Annotated in this window: 15 protein-coding genes, 1 tRNA gene and 1 pseudogene; 14 read left to right on the top strand and 3 right to left on the bottom strand. The window is 56.8% G+C overall.

Annotated features, from left to right (window positions below):
* Positions 1 to 18: 18 nt before the first annotated feature.
* Positions 19 to 1,791 carry a signal peptide peptidase SppA gene (gene sppA, locus CBB91_RS09520; RefSeq protein ID WP_273013766.1) on the bottom strand — a complete coding sequence of 591 codons (1,773 nt, stop codon included), beginning with the start codon at positions 1,789 to 1,791 and terminating at the stop codon, positions 19 to 21.
* Positions 1,792 to 1,995: 204 nt separating this feature from the next.
* Between sppA and CBB91_RS09515 the strand changes: the two genes are divergently transcribed.
* The 8 genes from CBB91_RS09515 to CBB91_RS09480 all read left to right on the top strand — a co-directional run bounded on the left by CBB91_RS09515 (position 1,996) and on the right by CBB91_RS09480 (position 9,151).
* Positions 1,996 to 2,070, top strand: a tRNA-Gln gene (locus CBB91_RS09515).
* 410 nt (positions 2,071 to 2,480) lie between these two features.
* Positions 2,481 to 3,248, top strand: a complete 768-nt coding sequence (locus CBB91_RS09510) for a DUF3450 domain-containing protein (protein ID WP_273013764.1) — start codon at positions 2,481 to 2,483, stop codon at positions 3,246 to 3,248.
* Positions 3,249 to 3,281: 33 nt separating this feature from the next.
* Positions 3,282 to 4,679 (top strand): MotA/TolQ/ExbB proton channel family protein, encoded by a 1,398-nt coding sequence (locus CBB91_RS09505; RefSeq protein WP_273013763.1) that lies wholly within the window; start codon positions 3,282 to 3,284, stop codon positions 4,677 to 4,679.
* 35 nt (positions 4,680 to 4,714) lie between these two features.
* Positions 4,715 to 5,224: a MotA/TolQ/ExbB proton channel family protein gene (locus CBB91_RS09500; protein WP_027838575.1), complete on the top strand. Its 510-nt coding sequence runs from the start codon at positions 4,715 to 4,717 to the stop codon at positions 5,222 to 5,224.
* Entirely contained in the window at positions 5,224 to 5,640 is a 417-nt protein-coding gene (locus CBB91_RS09495; protein ID WP_273013761.1) for a biopolymer transporter ExbD, read from the top strand. Before CBB91_RS09500 ends, CBB91_RS09495 begins: the two co-directional genes overlap by 1 nt.
* An 11-nt stretch (positions 5,641 to 5,651) precedes the next feature.
* Positions 5,652 to 6,071 (top strand): biopolymer transporter ExbD, encoded by a 420-nt coding sequence (locus CBB91_RS09490; protein WP_273013760.1) that lies wholly within the window; start codon positions 5,652 to 5,654, stop codon positions 6,069 to 6,071.
* Positions 6,072 to 6,082: 11 nt separating this feature from the next.
* Complete coding sequence (locus tag CBB91_RS09485) at positions 6,083 to 6,709, top strand: energy transducer TonB (RefSeq protein ID WP_273013758.1); 627 nt, start codon at positions 6,083 to 6,085, stop codon at positions 6,707 to 6,709.
* Between the two features lie 1,038 nt (positions 6,710 to 7,747).
* The gene (locus CBB91_RS09480; protein WP_035553734.1) at positions 7,748 to 9,151 is read left to right on the top strand and encodes a hypothetical protein; all 1,404 of its coding nucleotides are present in this window, start codon (positions 7,748 to 7,750) and stop codon (positions 9,149 to 9,151) included.
* A 55-nt stretch (positions 9,152 to 9,206) separates the two neighbouring features.
* Here the strand turns inward: CBB91_RS09480 and CBB91_RS09475 are convergent, their stop codons facing one another.
* Together CBB91_RS09475 and CBB91_RS09470 are read right to left on the bottom strand one after the other, a co-directional pair.
* Positions 9,207 to 10,544 carry a VWA domain-containing protein gene (locus CBB91_RS09475; RefSeq protein WP_273013755.1) on the bottom strand — a complete coding sequence of 446 codons (1,338 nt, stop codon included), beginning with the start codon at positions 10,542 to 10,544 and terminating at the stop codon, positions 9,207 to 9,209.
* Positions 10,545 to 10,556: 12 nt separating this feature from the next.
* On the bottom strand, positions 10,557 to 11,537 hold the full coding sequence (locus tag CBB91_RS09470; protein ID WP_051602794.1) for a MoxR family ATPase: 981 nt from the start codon (positions 11,535 to 11,537) through the stop codon (positions 10,557 to 10,559).
* 135 nt (positions 11,538 to 11,672) lie between these two features.
* Between CBB91_RS09470 and CBB91_RS09465 the strand changes: the two genes are divergently transcribed.
* The 6 genes and pseudogenes from CBB91_RS09465 to CBB91_RS09440 form a co-directional block, all read left to right on the top strand.
* Positions 11,673 to 12,644, top strand: a complete 972-nt coding sequence (locus tag CBB91_RS09465) for a hypothetical protein (RefSeq protein WP_273013752.1) — start codon at positions 11,673 to 11,675, stop codon at positions 12,642 to 12,644.
* Between the two features lie 79 nt (positions 12,645 to 12,723).
* Complete coding sequence (locus CBB91_RS09460; protein ID WP_273013750.1) at positions 12,724 to 14,892, top strand: primosomal protein N'; 2,169 nt, start codon at positions 12,724 to 12,726, stop codon at positions 14,890 to 14,892.
* Positions 14,893 to 15,070: 178 nt separating this feature from the next.
* Positions 15,071 to 15,631 (top strand): ATP synthase F1 subunit delta, encoded by a 561-nt coding sequence (gene atpH, locus CBB91_RS09455; RefSeq protein WP_273013748.1) that lies wholly within the window; start codon positions 15,071 to 15,073, stop codon positions 15,629 to 15,631.
* Between the two features lie 8 nt (positions 15,632 to 15,639).
* Positions 15,640 to 17,175, top strand: coding sequence for a F0F1 ATP synthase subunit alpha (gene atpA / locus CBB91_RS09450; RefSeq protein WP_273013820.1), 1,536 nt, complete (start codon positions 15,640 to 15,642; stop codon positions 17,173 to 17,175).
* A 41-nt stretch (positions 17,176 to 17,216) separates the two neighbouring features.
* A complete protein-coding gene (locus tag CBB91_RS09445) occupies positions 17,217 to 18,095 on the top strand; it encodes a F0F1 ATP synthase subunit gamma (protein ID WP_273013747.1) in 879 nt (292 codons plus the stop codon).
* A 47-nt stretch (positions 18,096 to 18,142) separates the two neighbouring features.
* Positions 18,143 to 18,290, top strand: a pseudogene (locus CBB91_RS09440) (F0F1 ATP synthase subunit beta); the annotation flags it as partial.

Raw genomic sequence — 18,290 nt, 5'->3', positions numbered from 1 at the left:
TCAGGAATGAGTGATTGCCTATCTCTCTCTGAAGCGTGGCATCACGATCTGGGCCTGTCCGGAATTGACGGCTTCCATCGTTGCCATTTGCTCGATCAGTGCCTGGACATTCTTATCGTCGGTCAGGCGATTGAGCATGATGGCGGCCTCGGCGCCTTCGGCGGACACGCCGAACAGAGCTTCAAGAGCTTCCAATCCGGTCGGACGGTGCGGGTAGTAGACCAGACGTGGAGTCACATCCGCTTCGATATCGGCCAGTTCCTTTGCCTTTTCGACAGCGTCCATGAAGGTCCCGAGTTCATCGACCAGACCTACTTCCAGAGCGTCGGCACCTGTCCAGACGCGGCCACGAGCCACTTCATGCACTTCGTCATACGTCATGCCGCGACCATCTGCGACGATATTCAGGAACCGGTCATAGCCGCGCTTGAGCATNTCCTTNACGGCGGCTTCCTGCGTATCGGTGAACGTTGACGTGCCATANGCACCCGCAAACTCNCCGCCNACAGTGACCCGGTCGAAAGTGATGCCGAGTTTGTTCAGGCCACCTTCAATGGCGAACTTGCCACCAAAGATTCCAATTGAGCCAGTCAGTGTTGCACGGTTNGCAAGAATATAGTCAGCGCCGGCAGAGACGTAATATCCTCCGGATGCCGCGAGCGACCCCATCGAAACGATCACAGGCTTTCCGTCTGCCTGTACCGTTTCAATTGCGTTCCAGATCTGGTCCGCCGCAATCGGGGATCCGCCGGGGCTGTCGACGCGGAAAATAATGGCCTTCACTTTGTCGTTCGCCCCAGCGTCCANAATGGCGCGNGCGATGTTGTCNGACGCGAAGCCAGGCGGAGANGCGAATGGAGAGTCCGATTCAGAGCCTCCCGTGACGACTGCGCCTTCACCGCCAACAACCGCGATTTGCGGAGCGCGCAATCCGGGGGCAGGGGCCTGATAGGATACGAGGTCGACCAATTGCGCCCCCTTGCCACCCTGTTCCAAGGCAGCTTCGGACGCTTCTTCAGGGTATCCGGTCTTGTCGAGCAGGTTCAGTTCAACGGCTTTCTCCGCTGGGATCATGCCCCCTTCGAGCGTTGCTTTCAGGGATGACACGGACAAGCCACGGTCCTCAGCGATGTCGCCAAGACCTGTTTCCCAGAGCGATTCAGCCAGTGCCCTCATCGCTTCCCGGTGCGGNTCTGTNTAGGAGGTTTCGTTGTAGGAGTTTGGCGCNTTCTTGTATTCGTAGAACGGATACACTTCAGGTGTGACGTCAATTTTTTCGAACAGACCTTTGAAGAATTCCGTTTCGAACGTCAGTCCGGGAACAACCAGGTCTGCGCCGGGCTGCATCCAGATTTCATCCGCCGCCGAGATGGACCAGTAGGCAGAGGGGCCGCCAACGCCCAGCGTACCTTGTGAATGCGCGATGACGAATTTGCCTGAATCGCGGAAGCTGTGGATGGCTTGGCGAAGTTCTTCAGCTCTTGAGCTGCCCGTGCCAATGAATGCGCCGCGGATAAACAGGCCTTTGACAGACTCATCATCTTCTGCCGCCTTGAGGCGTGTAAGGAGGTCGATGAAGCCGGGCGAACCAGACAATGCGGCGAAGCCACCGGATGGAGCTTGGTCTGACAGCTCCATGTTGAGGTCCATGGAAAGGACCACAGCGTCAGGGCGCTCAGGTTTTGAGCTTGATGCTCCAATGATGAGCATCATGAAAAATGAGAAGATCAGAAAAATAAAAATGAACATGGCGGCAAGGGCGCCTGCCATGGAAAGGAAAAACGTCTTCATCTAGTTGGGGTCTCCATCGGCACGGTCTGGGAGTCTNTGGTTTTCTGTAAAACGATATTGCCGATTATCGATAAAAAGTAAAGGTGGGCATAGCATCCGTATTAAAATTAGGGCGGATCGACGCATTACCTGCACAAATCCACTGCAAAGGATGAGATCGGGTGTTGCCAGCCACCGCAAGAGTGGCTATTTCGGCGCCTTCGTTGGGGTGTCGCCAAGTGGTAAGGCACCGGTTTTTGGTATCGGCATTCCCAGGTTCGAATCCTGGCACCCCAGCCACTTCTTCGCAGTTGCCACACAAGTGGTATGATAGCGAACGACAAATATTTTGAGATACTGTATCACGCCGGTTGCGTTCGGGCGTGTGCCCGATATTTTCCTAACTGAATCGTAAACCCGCTTGTTGATCCCCGAATTCAGGGTTGTTAGCCTTGGAGATCAAAAGTAAGGGCGTTGCGTACCCGGCGTCTGAGTGGCAAAGGGTATANANAGAGAGCGGCCCACGCTCCAAAGCTCAGGGGAGAGGTCGGGCGTCTCTGCGCCTTTCGGCTTCCGACAATACCTACCAGGCCAATTGTGTGTGTGGTCATGGCATTGAAACCGGGACGTCCTCATGAGCAGGGCGCCTGACTGTCGAATTTTTACGCGCAATTCCTGCGCGACCGTTTGGAGAGTGAGAGGCAAACCTCATGAAGAAACTTCTGTCACCAGCTCGCGGCGTTCTTGCCGCTGCGCTGATTGCAGGCCTGGCCGTCCCGGCGCAGGCCCAGCTGCGCGATGCGCTCAATACCGGTGAGCAAGCCACCCGGCGTGCCGAACAGGTTCAAGAGCAAATCAACCAGCTTGACGATGAGCGCACGGATATGGTGCGGGAGTACCGCACATTGCTACAGCGTCGCGACGCCGCTGAGCTTTATGCCAAGCAGCAGGCTCTGGTTGTTGAGAGCCAGGAGCAGGAGATTGAATCTCTGACCGAGCAGCTCGGCTCAATCGATGATATCACGGCTCAAACCGTTCCAATGCTGCTGAGCATGATCGAAGACCTGAAGGCCTTCGTTGCTGCAGACCTTCCGTTCAAAATGGAAGAGCGTCAGGTTCGCCTCGACGGTCTGGATGCTGTCATGGAAACGCCGAACGTTACGCCAGCTGAACAGTATCGCCTCATCATGGACGCCTATCAGGCTGAAATGGAATACGGCCGCACGATCAGCACCTGGCAGGAAGAGATCAACATCGATGGCAACCCGGTGACCGTCGACATGTTCCTCTACGGCCGTGTTGCGCTCGTTTATGCGACGCCGAATGGCAAGACAGCTCGCTACAACCGCGCCACGGGTGAGTGGGAAGCACTGAAAGGCAGCTACGCTGCAGATATCGACAAGGCGATCCGTGTTGCTCAGGCGAAAGCCCAGCAAGACGTGNTGTTCGCTCCGGTTCAGAAGTTCTCCGTCCAGTAGTCGGCAGGCACCAGGGATTAAAGAGGTAATACAATGTTGAAGTTCAATTCCTCGCTGAAGGCTCTCGGTGCAGCTACGCTGCTCGGCCTCGGCTCTATNGCGGTGTCCGCTCCGGCCTCCGCACAATCACTTCAGGATGTTCTCGCCAAAGTGCGTCAGGACTCCAACCAGATGTCCGCTGAAGACCAGCAGCGTCTGCGTGAATTCCAGGCAGATACCGCTGCCCAGGAACAGAAAATGTCTGAAGCTCGCGGCGCACTTGCTGCAGCTGAAGGTCGTGGCCGTGCGCTGAGCGCACAGTTCGACGCAAACGAAGCGACTCTTGCGGATCTGGAATCTCAGGTTTCCGAGCAAGCCGGTGACTTCCAGGAGCTGCTGGGTCAGTTCCGTACGGCCGCTGGTGAAACCATGCCGGAAATCTCCAACTCCTTCGCGAACTTCGATTACCAGGGCCGCGTCGAGGGCATTGCCGAAATCGCTGAAGCTCGTACGCTTCCGAACCGCGCTCAGCTCGAGCGTCTTCCAAAAGCGATGCTTCAGGAAATGATTGCTCAGTCCGAAGTGAAGTCTTTCACCACGACTGTCGATGGTATCGGTCCTGATTCCTCAAACGCTGAAGCAGAAGTGATGCGCGTTGGCGTGTTCACTGCNGCNACGGTTGACGGCACGAAGTTTGTTGAGGTCCGCAAGAAGGACGACGGCGAAACCTTCCTGCAGGCTTTTGAAAAGCAGCCTTCCGGCGCCTTTGCATCTTCCATGCGCAGCCTGATCAATGCTGGTCCGGACCAAGTTGTCCGCGCCCCGGTCGACCCATCCAAGGGTAACNTGTTCGGCATTCTGGGTGACCTTCCAGAGCTTGGCGACCGTGTGAAGCAAGGTGGTCCGGTTGGTGCTGTGATCATGTTCCTGCTGGCTGTTGGCCTGCTGCTTGGTCTCTACAAGATCTTCACCCTGTTCACGATGGGTAGCGCAATGCGCAAGACGGCGAAAACCCGTCAGGCTGGTGACGGCAACCCGCTGGCTCGCGTGTTCGAAGCTTACGAGCAGAACAAGCAGAACGATATCGAGACGCTGGAACTCAAGCTGGACGAACAGATCCTTCGCGAGAGCCCGCGCATTGAGCGCTTCAACGACATCATCAAGGTTCTTGCTGCTGTTGCACCGCTGCTCGGTCTGCTCGGTACCGTTATCGGTATGATCATCACCTTTACGTCGATCACCATCTACGGTGCCGGCGATCCGAAGCTGATGGCTGGCGGTATCTCCGTTGCGCTTATGACCACCGTGTTCGGTCTGGTCGCAGCTATCCCGCTTCTTCTGGTTCATGCAGTNGTGTCCGCAATGGCNCGCGGCAACCAGCAGATGCTTGACGAACAGGCTGCTGGCCTGGTCGCCGAGAAAGCGGAATCCACGCGCGGGGCGGTGGCGTAAGCCACCTCCCTCGTTCACCCGAGGAGTAACCCGATATGGGTTTTGCAGACTTACAGGCTTTCCTCGATCGTGGCGGACCAGTGTTGCTGGTTATTATGCTCGCAACATTCTTTATGTGGGGCCTGATTTTGGAACGCGTGTTCTATTTCAGGTTCGCACATAAGCAGGTNGCNGCCGATGCGATTGCGGAGTGGCGTTCGCGCTCCGACCGGAAATCCACACTCGCGCACTGGGTAAAAGACAAGCTGGTCTCTGAAGTCCGCATGAAAGCGGAACAGAATGTCCAGCTGACCAAGGCCATGGTGGCGCTCGCGCCGCTGCTTGGTCTGCTTGGCACCGTGACCGGCATGGTTGCAGTGTTTGACATCATGGCGATCACCAGCGGTGCGGATGCCAAGGCCATGTCGGCCGGTGTGTCCCGCGCTACGATCCCGACGATGGCAGGCATGGTCGCTTCGCTCTCAGGCATTCTGTTCACCTCCGGCATGGACCGCCGGGTTAACCGCTCGGTCCAGCAGGTCGAAGATGCGATGGAGATTAGCTGATGCGAGGACGTACCCACAGAGCCCCTGAAGAGGCAAATGTTGACCTTACGCCCATGCTGGACGTTGTCTTCATCCTGCTCATCTTCTTCATCGTGACATCGACCTTCGCCCAGGAAGAGACGATTGGCCTCGAGCCGCCGCCGCCGCCTGCACCNCAGGATCANCAGCAGCAGCAAGTTCCGGCCATTCTGATCTATGTTGATGAGTCNAACCTGATCACGGTCAATGGCCGTGTCACCGATGTCGGAGCCGTCCGCGCAAACATTGAGCGTGTGCGTGCCGAGAACCCGGAAAGCCAGGTTGTGATTCAGGCGCATCCTAAGTCGAAGAACGGTGTCATCGTCCTTATTCGGGACGCCGCCTATAGNGCTGGCTACACGACAGGGGTGAACCTTGTCTTGTCCCAGGCAGAATAGAGGAGCAGCACATGGCACGTAGAAAACGCCAGAGCATGGCCGGTGGCGGTGGTGCGGAAGACGACGTCAACCTCACCCCAATGCTGGATGTGGTCTTCATCCTGCTCATCTTCTTCATCGTGACGGCACAGTTCATCAAAGAGCCGGGCGTGGATATCGTCCGTCCTGACGTGGATAACAAAGCGACTGCCAAGCCGCTTGCCATTCTGGTCGCGATTGATGCGGAAAGCCGTGTCTTTATCGACAAGAAGGAAGTGGCGGCAGACGAGGTCGCCTTTACCATCAAACAGATGCGTGAAGACAATCCTCGTGGTAAGATCGTCGTTCAGGCCGATGTTGCTTCCGAAGCTGAAGTGCTGGTCGATCTGATGGAAACCATCAACAAGCTTGANGGTGCCACNGTGATCGACGTGTCGGCGAAGAGAGAATAGGAGACAGCCACATGCTAAATAATCCCCTTCTTCGCCTGGTGATTGCGCTCGGGATCGCGGTTCCGATCGTCTACGCTCTCTTNATGNTGATGAACTACCTGATCAGCGTCAAAGAAGTGANGCTTGACGAGAGCGAGCAGCGTGTTCTGTCGGCGATTACGCCACAACAGCAGGACTCCGACGTNCGCGTTCGTCAGCGGTCAAAGCCGAAGCGCATNGACTCTGCGCAGAAGCCNCCACCGCCGCCGAAAGTCTCGGCAACGAAGTCCCAGATCGATTTGCCAACCCCACGTATNGAGGGTGCCGCACCGACCGATCTGAACCTTGGCCGCATGGACTCACTGGCAATCGATCCGGTTGCGATTTCTGACCGCGACGCACAGCCAATTCGTCCACCGACCCCGTCTTATCCGCAGCGTGCTGCTGAACGGGGCACGGAAGGAAGCTGTGAAGTTCGCTTCGACGTGGACACCCGTGGACGCCCGTACAACATTACCGCAACCTGCACAGACAATGTGTTCAAGCGGGAAGCCGAGCGGGCTGTCAGCAAGGTGGAGTTTGCTCCGAAGATTATCCGGGGTCAGGCAGCTGAGCGTAAAAACGTGGTTTACCCACTGGAGTTCAAGCTGGCTGACTAAGTCCGGCAGACACATCGCGAATTTGAAGAAGGGCGCTCCANGGGGCGCCCTTTTTTGGTTAAAGCNCCNATAAAGGNGCGGGGTTGCCGNNACGTAAAGGTTATGACATAATATTACAATAAGAAAACGATAATTGGAGGAAGTCTGATGAGTTATATCCTTGCCGGCGCAGTCGACACTGCAGCTCCAACCCTTTCCATCGGGCGGCGTTCTATTCTGTCGTCTGGTTGGAGGCGATCGCTCGCGGCGCTCGCGCCAGCCGCNATGATCACGGCAGGTCTCTTCTATATTATGGACGGTCTCATCAGCGTCGAAGACGTCACACTTGACCCTTCGCCACAGCGAATTCTCGAATCCATCGTATATAGCCACCACGACCCTNANANGGCGATTTTCGTTCGGCCAAGGCCTGAAATGATTGACGTGCAAACGCCGCCTCCACCACCGCAGAGGTCGCCAATTGACACAGATGTGGGGCTGCCGCCGATAACGCATGTTGGAGGGGTGCCGTCCAGGACGCCGATTGCTAATGTCAGCACTTTGATGACAGATGCGAGCCCGATCATTGATCGTATCGCGACGCCTGTCAGGCGACCTCTTCCTGTTTATCCGAGAGCGATGGCATCTCGCGGTCAGGAGGGGGAGTGCCTGGTCCNNTTTAGTCTCACCGCGCGAGGCGCGCCNTTCAATGTGGTCGCGGACTGCTCGCACCGCGGGTTCGAATCAGAGGCGCGCCGTTCTGTCGAAAAGGCAGAGTTTTTGCCGGGAATTTTGAAGGGTCAGCCCGCTGAATCGCACGGATTTTCATACCCGCTTCAATTTCGCCTTAGTGAGGAGTGATAATCATTAAAACCCTGTAGTACATCGTTGACGCGCCGTGTCGCTTGCACCCATATTCGGCACGAACCGTAATAGATTTACACTTGGATTACGCACGCGCATAAAAAGCCTCACAAAGCGCGCGGAAGTCCTTGATCCGGCCGGGCAATTCCGGTTGATAGAGCTGAACCCGCGGTCCCTGCGGACAGGAGAGGAATTATGGGATTTAAAGCAACCCTGAAAGGTGCCGTTCTGGCCGGCATGATGGCAGCCTTTGGCGCTGGTGCTGCAATGGCGCAAGCCGCTTGTGAAGAGACGCAGTTCTCCTCGAAGACGGGCGAGATCTACTTGAAGGCCGAACAGTCTGCCATGACAGACAAGGACTTCAATGCTGCGTCGCAATTCATGAACCAGCTGAAGTCTCAGGAACTGAATTGCTACGAAGAAGGTGCGGTTCTCAAACTGTCCGCTTATATCAATATTGAACGTGGCGACCGTCAGGGCGCTATTCGTGACCTGCAGTCCGCACTCGATAAGGGCTACATTCCAGCCAAGGACGCAGCGCAGACTTACTACAATATCGCACAGATCTATCTTCAGGGTGAGAACGTCGAGAAGGCGCTTGAATTCATGAAGAAGTGGCAGCAGGCCGGTGGCCAGCCGGATCGCCAACAAAAGTGGCAGCTGGCAGTTCTCTATCAGCGCGTTGACGATTTCCAGACAGCCATCAAATGGGCTGAAGAGGTCAAGCGCGACGACGGGAGCAACTACAAGCAGGAAGTTTATGACCTGCTGATCTATCTCTACAACTCGGTCGACGACAAAGCGAAGCTCGCTTCCATTCTGGAAGAAGTGCTGGTTCGCAACCCAACTGAGCGGAAGTATTGGGATGCGATCGCAGGTAACTACTTCGCTGCGAATGAAGAACGCAGAGCCTTTGAAGTTCAGAAGGCAATGTATCTCGCCGGACTTCTGACCAAGGAAGACGAATTGATGCGGGTTGTGAACTTCTACAACCGCTTCAACGCGCCTTACCATGCTGCTCAGATTCTCGAGAAAGAGATGAATGCCGGTCGCATCAGCAAGTCGCTCAAGAATCTCGAATTGCTGGCCAACCTTTACCAGGTCGCACGTGAGCACGAGAAAGCCATTCCTGTGATCAAGCAAGCTGCTGCTGCTGGCGGCGGCGGTGCCATGCTCGAGCGTCTTGGCCGCTCTTATGCTGACCTGCAGATGTGGGAAGAGACAGAAGAAGCGCTGACTGATGCGCTGAACGCTGGCGGCGTGAAAGATCGCGGCACGGCTTATGTGATGATCGGTCAATCGCGCTACGAGCGCAATGATCGCGCTGGCGCGCGTGAGGCATTCCGTCAGGCCAACAATCGCGGTGGACGCGGCTGGCTGCAGTTCATGGACTCTGAAGAGGCCACGGCTGACGCATTGGTCTGCTTCGAGGTTCAGTCAGCTTATCTCAACATCGAGAACGAAGCGAAAATCTGTAAGCGTCTTGAAGTTCTTGGTGAAGAGAACGTTCCGGAAAGCTGCAAGACTGTCCCAGAGCGTCTCAAGGCAGCGGAAGAAAAGTTCAATAACACCCCAGAGTGCCGCGCGCAGCGCTCGTAAAGAAATGGGTAGTTGAGATTGAGAGAGCCCCGGCATTTGCCGGGGCTTTTTCGATTCAGGCGTAAGCGCTGAGCACGTCGTCGACCGCTCGCTCAAGATCCTTGAGTGTGGAGACCTGGCTCATGGAAGAGCAGTAGGGGCGGTAGCGCGGAATTTCACTATCCCCCGTGCCCCATGCTGGCTGTGGCTCCGGGTTCAGCCAGATTGTACGCTTTGCGCGGGCAGCAAAGCTCCGGAACAAATCCGTGCGCGGGTTGCCATGATTGGATCGACCGTCGCCGAGAACGATGATCGTCGTGCGCCGGTCAATGAGTTGTTCGTGGCCAGATTTCAGATTGGTCCAGGCTTCGCCATAATCGGTAGACCCCATGCCTGCGACGCGAAGGATTTGGTCCATGGCGTCTTCGAATTTGTTCTTCTCGAGGATGTCATCAACATCGACCAATTTGTTCGAGAATGCGAAGGCGTGCAGGTCCGGCACGACATCCTTCATGGACCAAAGGAGCAAAAGCAGAAACCGGACGTAGCGAGCGACTGATCCGGATACGTCGCAAATCACGACAATCTTTGGTTTCTCCCTTCGCTTCTGGCGCCAGACGACGTTGAAGGGAACACCATCAACTCCGGCATTCGCACGCATTGTGCGTCGCACGTCCAGCTGGCCCCGGTTCTTTTTTCTGCGTCTTCGAGAGTGCTTCACTGCGAGGCGCTTTGCGATACGCGCGACCAGAACTTTCATGCGTGCCATATCACTTAGTTCAATGGCTGAGAGTTTCTTGTTCTCAGCGAACTCATTTCGGAACTGCTCGGTCTCGCCCTTGCCGAAGATGTCATAGCTGCGCTGCACGCGTTCCCGCGCCCGCATTGTCAAGTCTCGTCTTAGTTCGATTAGCCGCTCTGCTTCAGTATCGCCCTCTTCGCTGCGCTGCTGAAACGCCTGCATGAGACGTTCCTGTATTCGCTCACCGCCCATTTCACGCACCATTTGTTGGGCATAGTAAGCAATCTGAGTGGAGAACCGAATATCGTCCGCATCAACGGCGTTCGCCGCGCGCTCCAGTGCAGACGCAATCGCGGCTTCGTCGCCCGACTCCATCAGGTCCACCGGGTCAATCTCCGAAGAAGCATCACTCTGCTCGGAGTTTTGATTGTCTTGGTCTTGAGATGAGGAGTTCAGGCTGCGTGGGGCGAAATACGCATCAAACAATTCGTCAAATGTGACGGCTTCTTCTGGTGATTTGGCCAGCGTGCACCGCAAGGCATCCTTCAGGAAGGCTCGGTCTGAATAGCCCGCCACGGAAACAGCGCGGGTGGCATCAATGGCCTCACCCGTGGAAACGCGCACGTCAGATGCGCGAAGGGCTCGAATGAAGCTGGTGATCTGACGTTCCATGCCTTTTCCAGCCTAGCGCGTAAATTGCCCCGGATACATGGGTTTGCCGCTGGTCGCTTCGCGCACCAGTTTTGGAATATCTGAGGTCACTGCCTCAATGTCGCTTTCATGTTTCAGGAGTACGTTGAGTGTGTCCCGGACAAATGCTTCATCAAGTGCGCTCGCATGCAGCAGAAGCAGCGTTTTGGCCCAATCAACAGTTTCCGCGATAGACGGTTGTTTCTTGATATCTAGTTCGCGTACGGACTGAACAAAGCTGATCAACTGCTCCAGCAGATCCTCAGACACTCCCTCAACCCTGGCCTGCACGATGCGTTGTTCGCGCTTATGATCCGGAAATCCTATGTGCAAGTGAAGGCAGCGGCGTTTCAAGGCATCGCCGAGCTCNCGCACATTGTTCGACGTCAGAATAACGATCGGCGGCACGTTCGCCTTGATCGTTCCGATCTCCGGCACCGTGACCTGGTAGTCGGAAAGAACTTCCAGGAGAAACGCTTCAAATTCCTCATCAGACTTGTCGATCTCGTCGACCAGCAAAACGCTGCCAGCTGATTGGCGCATGGCCGTCAGCAAGGGTCGCGCTTCAAGGAACTGTTCCGAGAAGAACAGGTCTTCGAACGATCCAAGCTTTTGCAGGGAAGATTCAAGCGTCTTTTCGTCGCCTACGACTTCGTTCAGTTTTTCCTTCAGCAGCTGAGTATAGAGAAGCTGTTTACCGTACTTCCATTCGTACAGCGCTTTGCCCTCGTCCAGGCCTTCATAACATTGCAGTCGAAGAAGGGGCACATCAAGCCAACGCGAAAGCGAGGCTGCGAGGTCGGTTTTGCCGACACCTGCGGGCCCTTCGATCAGGATGGGCTTTCGCAAACCAAGAGCGAGAAAAACGGCCGTCGAGATCTGTTGCGTGGATATATATCCAACAGATTCAAGGCCGGACGTAATGGCCTCGATTGAGGTCATGGGCTCGTAGCCGGTGAGGGAGGTCTGTGTCATCGGTCCAATGGGTAGGTCTCGAGAGGGAAACTGGCAAGCGGTATCGCTGGGGTAGGGGTAGCCTTACGTAGTTCCCCGAATTGGGGCGATTGCCTGATGTCTGCTACGATCAGGACAGTTCGTGGGAGAAGAGAGATGAGCGATCAGGATGTGACAATGGTCCGTGAAGCTGTTGGTGTGTTCGACACTGAAGATGCCTTGCAGGCAGCGGTTGACGACCTCTTGTCTCATGGATTTGACCGGGCCGAGATTTCCCTTCTTGCCGCGACAGACAGCGTTGAGCGCGCGCTTGGACATGCCTATCGCAAGGTTTCCGAGATTGAGGATGATTCCCTGGCGCCACGCATTGCCTACGTTGCGGAAGAGGATGTCGGTGCGGCGGAAGGCGCCGTGATCGGAGGACTGATTTATGTTGGGGCGCTTGCTGGATTGGTGCCGGTGGTTGCATCCGGTGGTGCATTGGCGGCCGCATTAGCAGGCATGGCCGTCGGCGGCGGTGGAGGTGCTGCACTAGGCGCCGTTCTCGCGCGGCTAATAGGCAAGGAACACGGTGACTATGTTTCCGACCAGATTGCACATGGTGGGCTCGCCTTATGGGTGCGGACCTGGAATGCGGGTGACGAGCGGCGCGCGGTTCAGATATTGAAAACGCATTCCGGGAAAGATGTGCATCTGCACGGAATTCCTGACCATGCTTACGCGCCAAACCAGCCGATCATGTCCGTTGGCGCGGAAACGTCGAGTTCTGCCGATATCGTCAGCGAAGAAGGAGGGGTATTCTACGCAGCCGGCAAGATGTTCACGGACAGGGAGACGGCTGAAGCCTATCTGGAGCGGCAGAATTTTCTCGACAGGCTCTACCAGGCTGGCCGATCATTGGATGTTGATCTGGATGCCGCCTTGCTCGATCCGGCCGACGCGTTCAAAACAGTTCATCAACTCATGTCCAGCAGGTGTGAAGACAGTTTGAAGCTCGAACTGCTTCGGCGTTGGGAGTATGATATTAAGGCGCTTGAAGTTGCAGATGATGAGGGCATGACGGGCTCGAGTGAGGCGGCGCTCATGCAAGACATCGAGCTGGCCATCCGGCAATTGGAACGTGTGTAGGTTCGTTGTAGCGCCAGTCAAAATTGTCAGGTGACCGAAAGGTTCGACAGGTCAGAAGCGTCAGGGTAGGGATTCGCTCATGCCCATCGCTCGGATTCTCTTTCCCCTGCCTCTGCCGGAACCGTTCGACTATGCGGTGCCCGAGGGACTGGACGTTCAGGAGGGAGCATACGTCGCTGCACCACTCGGCAAATATGAGCGACTTGGGGTTGTTCAGGAGATGTTGCCCGACAGCGCAGGTGACGGGCGAAAGCTGAAGTTCGTATCCGAAGTCTATCCGACGCCGCCCATGTCCCGTCCGATGCGGGAATTCATTCAATGGGCTGCGCGATATACCGTGTCTCATCCCGGTCACGTCCTTGGCATGGCGCTCCGCTCTCGTGGGGGATTGGTGCCGTCGCCGACTGAGACTGTGTATTCGCTCACAGGGGCCACGCCGCCAAGAGTTACCGAGGCCCGGACCAAGTTGATCGACGCCGCCAGAGAGCTTGGTCCGCAAAGCGCATCCGTGCTGTCAGAAGCGGCGGGCGTCTCGTCAGGAGTGGTGAAAGGATTGGCGGATGCTGGCGTTCTGCGCGCAGAATCAATCGCAACAGATCTGCCATTTGAGTCGCCATTGGCCGATTTGCCCGGCGCGACCTTGACCGATGAACAGGCCGAAGCCGCGCAAGCGCTCAAATCTGCGGTAGCCACCCGGGCCTTCGAGACATTCCTGCTCGACGGGGTGACGGGCTCCGGCAAGACAGAAGTCTATTTCGAGGCCATCGCTGAAGCGCTGAAGACTGATGCCGATGCTCAAATTCTCGTCCTCTTGCCCGAAATCGCGCTGACCCAGGCGATTCTGTCCCGGTTCGAGTCGCGTTTCGGAGCGAAGCCGGCGCCATGGCATTCGGGTCTTTCTGACAAGGAGCGTCGCCGGACATGGCGGGAGGTGGCGCATGGGCGAGCCCGAATCGTCATTGGCGCGCGTTCGGCGCTCTTCCTTCCATATCGGCAGTTGAAGCTGATCATCATCGATGAGGAGCACGACGGCAGCTACAAGCAGGAAGACGGCGTTACATACCATGCGCGCGACATGGCGGTCATGAGGGCGAAGCTGGAAGAGGCCGTTGTTGTGCTGGCCTCCGCGACGCCGGCGCTGGAAACGATGGTGAACGCAGAATCCGGGCGTTATCAGAGGCAGAAACTCTCTGCGCGTCCGGGCGCGTCGCGACTGCCGGATGTTGATCTTGTTGATCTTCGCCGCGCGCCGCCGGAGCGCAATCACTGGCTGTCGCCACATCTGATCCATGCAATGCAAGAAACCTTCGCGGCGGGCGAGCAAACGCTTCTGTTTCTGAACCGCCGGGGCTACGCGCCACTTGTGATTTGCAAGAGTTGTGGTGAACGACTGAAGACACCCGGAACTGAAAACTGGCTAACCGAACACCGTTATACCGGGCGGCTCGTCTGCCATGTCACCGGCTATTCGATTCCCAAGCCCAAGACATGTCCGCATTGCGGCGCCGCTGATTCCCTTATGGGTGTCGGGCCCGGTGTAGAGCGTGTGGCTGAAGAAGTGCGCACATTGATGCCCGAGGCGCGGATTGAGATCTTCTCGTCGGACACGGCGCAAGGGGGCGAGGCGACGCGCGGAATTGTGGACAGGATGGAGCAGGGCGAGATCGACGTCCTCATCGGGACGCAAATCGTCGCCAAGGGTCATAATTTCCCGAATCTTACACTCGTCGGCGTTGTCGACGCGGACAGCGGCATGAAGGGCGGAGACCTCCGCGCAGGTGAGCGCACATACCAGCTGCTCAGCCAGGTTGCAGGCCGTGCGGGCCGGGCAGAANGACCGGGCCGGGCATTGGTGCAAACCTATGCGCCGGACAACCCGGCGATGCTGGCTTTGGCGGATAACAACCGAGACGGATTTCTCCAGATCGAACGGGATGTTCGTGCTGAACTCGGTCTTCCGCCGTTTGGGCGACTGGCGGCGATGATTCTGTCTGCACCTTCAGCTCAGATGGTTGATGAAATTGCGCTGCAGATCGTACAGCAGGCGCCTAACGGCGAAGGGATAGAGGTGTTTGGGCCCGCGCCGGCCCCAATTGCTGTGCTGAGAGGCCGTCACCGACGGCGNTTTCTCGTCAAATCGCCCAAAAACATTGATCTTTCAGCCTATATGGCCGCCTGGATCGCTCGTTTGAAGTTGCCAAACCCGGTGCGGATGTCGGTGGATATCGATCCATACTCATTCCTGTAGCCCTGTGGTTTTGCAGTGAATGCCATTTCGCCGCATAGATAGCTTCTTTGGCTGTGTTGTCAGGCTGAAAGACTGATGCTAAGCGGCGCACAGTTTTTATGGGCACGTACCGCAAGGTGCGTTGTCCTGCTTTGTTTTTCAGGTCGATTTGACCGACTCAATCACGGACGACAGAACCTTGGCTGCATCTAAAGTGACAAAAGCGAGTGAAGCTGCCCGGCGCTATGCCAGCGCGCTCTTCGATCTTGCTCAGGACAAGGGCGCTCTCGCCGAAGTCCACAAGGATTTTCAGGCGTTTGCAGAACTGCCGAAGGAATCCAAGGATCTGGCCATTCTGCTCGGATCGCCAGCCTTTTCGGCGGATGAGAAAGTGGGTGCCCTGACCGAAGTCATGAAGAAGGCTGGTTTCTCTGGTCTGCTGTCGAATTTCGTAGGCGTCATGGCCCGCAACGGTCGCTCTCAGGATATTCTGGGCGCGCAGATCGCTTTTGACGAATTATACGCGAAGCAGCGCGGTGTGAAGCGCGCCGTTGTTCGCACCGCAAAGGAAATGACTGGTGCAGAGCGCCAGCGTATCGAATCAATCCTCGCCAAGGCCGTTGGCGGCGAGGTCGAATTGTCCAGCGAGGTTGATGCCTCGCTGATCGGCGGCATTCAGCTGCGCATCGGGTCTCAACTCGTTGACGCCAGCCTGGCCGCCAAACTGGATCGCATGAACACCGCCATGAAGGGAGCATGAGTAGCTCGATGGACATCTCACCAGCAGAAATTTCGGGCATCCTGAAATCGCAGATCGAAAACTTTGGCGTTGAAGCTGAAGTTTCCGATGTCGGTCAGGTTCTGTCAGTTGGCGACGGTATCGCCCGCATCTATGGTCTCGACAGCGTTCAGGCTGGCGAGATGGTCGAATTCGACGGCGGCATCAAAGGCATGGCGCTCAACCTTGAAAACGACAATGTCGGCGTCGTGATCTTCGGTGACGACCGTTCGATCAAGGAAGGCGACACAGTCAAGCGTCTCGACGAGATCGTTGCTGCGCCGGTTGGCAAAGGCCTGCTGGGCCGCGTTGTGAACCCGCTCGGTGAACCGATCGACGGCAAAGGCCCGATCACCGATATTGCTGAGCGTGCCCGTGTGGACGTCAAGGCTCCTGGCATCATTCCGCGGAAATCCGTGCATGAGCCAATGATGACCGGCATCAAGGCTATCGACGGCATGATCCCGGTTGGCCGCGGCCAGCGTGAGCTTGTGATTGGTGACCGTCAGACCGGCAAGACCGCTGTCTGTGTCGACACCATCCTGAACCAGAAGCCGACAAATGACGCGGCAAAGAACGACAGCGAGAAGCTGTTCTGCGTTTACGTCGCGATTGGTCAGAAGCGTTCCACTGTTGCGCAGGTCGTCAAGACGCTCGAAGAGCGCGGCGCACTGGATTACACGATTGTTGTATCCGCAACTGCTTCCGAGCCGGCTCCGATGCAGTACCTCGCACCGTTCACCGGTTGCGCCATGGGNGAGTGGTTCCGTGACAACGGCATGCACGCCCTGATCATCTATGATGACCTTTCCAAGCAGGCTGTTGCGTANCGCCAGATGTCGCTGCTGTTGCGCCGTCCTCCGGGCCGCGAAGCTTATCCGGGTGACGTGTTCTATCTCCACAGCCGCCTGCTTGAGCGCGCTGCGAAGATGGGTGACGCGGCTGGCAATGGCTCNCTGACGGCCCTGCCGATCATTGAAACGCAGGCCAACGACGTGTCGGCCTACATCCCNACCAACGTGATTTCCATCACNGANGGNCAGATCTTCCTNGAAACCGATCTGTTCTACCAGGGTATCCGCCCGGCTGTGAACGTCGGCCTCTCGGTGTCTCGTGTGGGCTCCGCTGCCCAGACGAAGGCNATGAAGAAGGTTGCCGGTTCCATGAAGGGTGAGCTGGCTCAGTACCGNGAGATGGCTGCATTCGCTAAGTTTGGTTCCGACCTCGACGCCGCGACACAGCGCCTGCTGAACCGTGGTGCCCGTCTGACGGAGCTCCTCAAGCAGCCACAATACTCTCCGCTGCTCATGGAAGAGCAGGTTGTTGTGATTTANGCNGGTACNCGCGGCTATCTCGANAAGGTCGAACTGAAGGAAGTNACTCGCTACGAGAAAGAGCTGCTGGCTCATATNCGGGGCGCGAANGCTGACCTNCTGAAGAANATCCGCGANGAGAAAGCNCTCACGGACGANATCGAAGCCGAGATCAAGAAAACACTCGACGATTTCACGGCGAAGTTCGCCTGATTTCGCCCGCAGTTTGAGAACGAAGAACCAGAAGGCCTGACATGCCCAGCTTGAAGGACCTCAAGAACCGGATCGGAAGCGTGAAATCCACGCGGAAGATCACCAAGGCCATGCAGATGGTCGCGGCCGCGAAGCTGAAGCGGGCGCAAGACGCTGCGACGGCTGCGCGTCCATACGCCGAGCGTCTGGCGTCCGTGCTGGCAAACCTGTCGGCATCAGCTGGCGCTGGTGGGCCAAAGCTTCTGACCGGCACCGGTGAAGACAAGACNCATCTTGTTGTCGTGCTGACAGCCGAGCGTGGCCTGGCAGGTGGCTTCAACACTTATGTGGTGAAGCTGGCCAAGCAGAAAATCGACGAGCTTCGCGCCGAGGGCAAGGAGGTGAAAATCCTCACTGTCGGCAAGAAGGGACGTGAACAGCTTTCCCGCGAATATGGCGATCTGTTCGTTGGCCATGTCGACCTCTCTGACGTCAAGGGCGGTGATTTCTCGGAATCCGCGATTGGCCTCGGCAAGAAGCTGACGCTCGAATTCGACCAGGGCGACTTCGACGTGGCTACACTCGTCTATTCGCAGTTCAAGAACGTGTTGAGCCAGGTTCCGACTGCACAGCAACTCATCCCGGCATCAGCTCCGGAAGAATCCGAAACGGTCGATCTTGGCAACGCGCTCTACATTTATGAGCCATCCGAGGAAGCCATTCTGGAAACGCTGCTGCCGCGCTATATCAATACCCAGATATTGTCTGCCATGCTGGAAAGCGCAGCAGGCGAGCAGGCCAGCCGCATGACGGCCATGGACAACGCGACCAACAATGCCGGCGAAATGATTGACTCGCTGTCACTGCAATACAACCGCGCACGCCAGGCCCAGATCACCAAGGAGCTGATCGAGATCATCTCCGGTGCTGAGGCACTCTAAATGGCCAAGACTGAATCCATATACCCGCTCCAAAGGAGACGACCCGCATGAGCACTCCCGCAAACGCTAAAGGCCGCGTGTCCCAGGTTATCGGTGCTGTTGTCGACGTCGAATTCGACGGCGAACTGCCCGCCATCCTGAACGCGCTCGAAACAGACAATAACGGCAACCGTCTGCTGCTCGAGGTCGCCCAGC

The sequence above is a fragment of the Hyphomonas sp. TMED31 genome (genome assembly GCF_002172815.1).
Classification (GTDB): Bacteria; Pseudomonadota; Alphaproteobacteria; order Caulobacterales; family Hyphomonadaceae; genus Hyphomonas; species Hyphomonas atlantica.
This window is presented reverse-complemented; position numbering and strand designations above follow the sequence as displayed.

Bases quoted from the DNA above. Each gene is read 5' to 3' on its own strand.
- CBB91_RS09480 (WP_035553734.1), top strand. From the start codon at position 7,748: ATGGGATTTAAAGCAACCCTGAAAGGTGCCGTTCTGGCCGGCATGATG.
- CBB91_RS09475 (WP_273013755.1), bottom strand. From the start codon at position 10,544: ATGGAACGTCAGATCACCAGCTTCATTCGAGCCCTTCGCGCATCTGAC.
- CBB91_RS09465 (WP_273013752.1), top strand. From the start codon at position 11,673: ATGAGCGATCAGGATGTGACAATGGTCCGTGAAGCTGTTGGTGTGTTC.